Below are 2750 nucleotides of genomic sequence, written 5' to 3'. Positions count from 1 at the left end.
GCGTTATGCGTTAATGGAGTTCGAGTAATGGATATGACATCAGAATATCTGGAAGGATGCTCGCCTTACATTGACAGACTGGTATATGACATTGGCAAAAGGCAGCTAATATTGGTCTGTGTTGATTCTCCTGAAATATGTAAACCAGTGATAGAGATCATATTTACTGGTATAGAGTCGTATAAAGAGGAAAGGCTTGACGATGAGTATGACGATCAATGCATTGATAGTGTAATCGGAATTAATTGGCTACATGAAAAGACCATTTGTATTCACACGGATAAAAAAGAGATCATAATAAAATTCGATGGAAATTTTGTTAAAAATTCAATCGCATAACAAGCGCAGCCACACACGGCCACTGCGTGGCCTGGACCTCAACCGCTACGCGGGTTTCGGCCTGTGCTGCGGGCGTTGAGGCTGTAGAAAAACCTCTTTTCACGCGATCAAGTTTGTGATCAAATAGTGTTGTCTGATTAAAAAATGGACAACGCCTAATGCCTAAATATATCCCTTACGATTACAATCAAAGTGCCATGGTGGTGATTAATTATCTCGACCAACTGCAGCCTGGCACTTTTGAACATGCCATTCATTACCTGATTGATAACAAACTCGACCTGTCGATATTTCATTGTAAATACCAGAATGAAGACAATGGCCGCCCGGCGTATGATCCGGCTGTGCTGTTAAAAATCATTCTGTTTGCGTATTCCAAGGGCATTACCTCTAGCCGCGAAATACAGTGGTGTTGCGAAACCAACATCATCTTTAAAGCGCTGTCATGCGATACCGTGCCGCACTTTACAACGATAGCGGCCTTTGTCAGTGGCTCGTCGGTGCAAATTGCCCAGCTGTTTGAACAGGTGTTATTGGTGTGCCATCAGCAGGGTTTGCTGGGTAATGAGCTGTTCGCTATCGATGGCTGCAAAATGTCCTCGAATGCCGCAAAAGAATGGTCTGGCACTTTTAAAGAGCTCAGTGCTAAGCGGGATAAGTTAAAACGGCAAATCCGTTACCACCTGGAGCAACATAAAAAGCTGGATGAGCAAGCCAGTGCAGATGAAGCGCGTAAAGCCCGGCACCAGCAAAGCATTGAGACATTGAATAACGCGCATGACAAGATTACTGATTTTTTAAAGACCGCCAGTCCACGGATGGGCCAGGGCAAAAGACCCAAGGAAGTGAAAAGTAATATCACCGATAATGAATCAGCCAAGATGACGACGAGCAAAGGCACGATTCAAGGCTATAACGGTGTGGCAGCAGTGGATAAGAAGCATCAGATTATTGTCGATGCACAAGCCTTTGGCGAAGGGCAAGAGCATCACACCTTGGTGCCGGTACTGGAAAAAATACAGCAGTGCTATAAAAGTATGGGGATAAGCGACAATATCTTTGCCGGTAACACCATCGTGACGGCCGACACCGGCTTTGCTAATGAAGCCAACAATAGTTATTTGTACCAACAGAAAATAAACGGCTACGTGCCGGATAACCAGTTTAGAAAGCGCGACCCGAAATTTAGCGAGCAAAAGCAAAAGTATGGTAAGAGGCATCAGCATGATGCGGCAGGACAAAAGGCGGTTATCCCTGCAAGCGCGTTTGAATTTGACCCCATTGCTATGACCTGTGTTTGCCCTTCGGCGTTATTATTGTCGAGTCGAGGGATCCGGATAGAGCCTGACGGCCAGCAACGAGCGTTGTTTACCGGCAAACTATTGCAGTGCCGAGGTTGTGATTTAAAAGAGCAATGCATGGTAAACCCCGAGTCTGCCAATCATCGAAAAGGCAGTGGTCGACAGGTATCATTTTTACTCAGAGCTAATGCGCCGCCCAATTACACCGACTGGATGAAACAGCGGGTAGACAGCGAGGCCGGCAAACAAATATACAGCCACCGCATGTCAGTAGTAGAGCCGGTGTTTGGCAATATTGGCACCAACAAAGGGCTAAAACGCTTTAGTTTGCGTGGCAAAACCAAAGTACAAGGCCAATGGCAGTTGTATTGTATGGTGCATAATCTGGAGAAGGTAAGCCGATACGGTAAGTTAGCGGAATAATGGAGCTAACTACGCCCAGAACGGTCTGATTAACCACTGGTTTTAGATGAGTAGCGTCAACTGAATCTAGTCTTGATATTCCCGCCAAAAACATGCAGAGTTGCTAACAAATAATAAACAGAAAAGCTGGGGTAGAAATGCAGTGTCTTAAACTGGTTTTTCTACAGGCTCGTTATATGCCAAGAGGGCTGCAGAATTGAGTCTAAAGACAAGGATAGTGTTTGCTTTTTGCTATTTATTAGCAGCTATTGCAGTATCTTTTCCGTTAATTTCTATCTTTTGGCCCAGTTTAATTGGCGTACTTGTTGTCAGCTTTGTATTGGCGCCGTACATGCCAGCAAACACTGTGCTTTCACGCACCGTTAAATCGCTTTATTTTGCGGTTGTTGTTCCTGGTTTTGGTTTGCTTTTAGGTGGAGTAATTTTTTCGATGCTTAGTATAGTGACTGCTAAAGAGCCTTTAGACACTTGGGCATTAATTGGTAGTCAGTTAGCGTTTGGTTCTTTGGGCGCGCTAGTAGTTTTTACCATTGCTATAGTTGCTTATTTCATTGCTATTTCAATGGCAAAATTGCGGTTATTCAATGGCATATGACAAGGCGCACTAATCGGACCAAAAGTTGATAGCGGCCTTAAATGCCGGTAACCAGAAAGTCTATCGCAGCGATAATGTCATCTCGACTGTCA

Annotated in this window: 3 protein-coding genes; all 3 read left to right on the top strand. The window is 44.5% G+C overall.

The window, feature by feature from the left end:
• The coding region (locus tag V7D78_RS16910) for a hypothetical protein (protein ID WP_333609625.1) at positions 1-339 on the top strand (339 nt) is incomplete at its 5' end.
• A gap of 158 nt (positions 340-497) precedes the next feature.
• Positions 498-2063: a transposase gene (locus tag V7D78_RS16905; RefSeq protein WP_333609624.1), complete on the top strand. Its 1566-nt coding sequence runs from the start codon at positions 498-500 to the stop codon at positions 2061-2063.
• Positions 2064-2394: 331 nt separating this feature from the next.
• Entirely contained in the window at positions 2395-2658 is a 264-nt protein-coding gene (locus tag V7D78_RS16900) for a hypothetical protein (RefSeq protein ID WP_333609623.1), read from the top strand.
• Positions 2659-2750 lie beyond the last annotated feature (92 nt).

This window comes from Arsukibacterium sp. (assembly GCF_036735525.1).
Classification (GTDB): domain Bacteria; phylum Pseudomonadota; class Gammaproteobacteria; order Enterobacterales; family Alteromonadaceae; genus Alishewanella.
This window is presented reverse-complemented; position numbering and strand designations above follow the sequence as displayed.

What these genes read in the sequence shown, in the direction of transcription:
- V7D78_RS16905 (WP_333609624.1), top strand. Translation starts at nt 498, where the DNA reads ATGCCTAAATATATCCCTTACGATTACAATCAAAGTGCCATGGTGGTG.
- V7D78_RS16900 (WP_333609623.1), top strand. Translation starts at nt 2,395, where the DNA reads ATGCCAGCAAACACTGTGCTTTCACGCACCGTTAAATCGCTTTATTTT.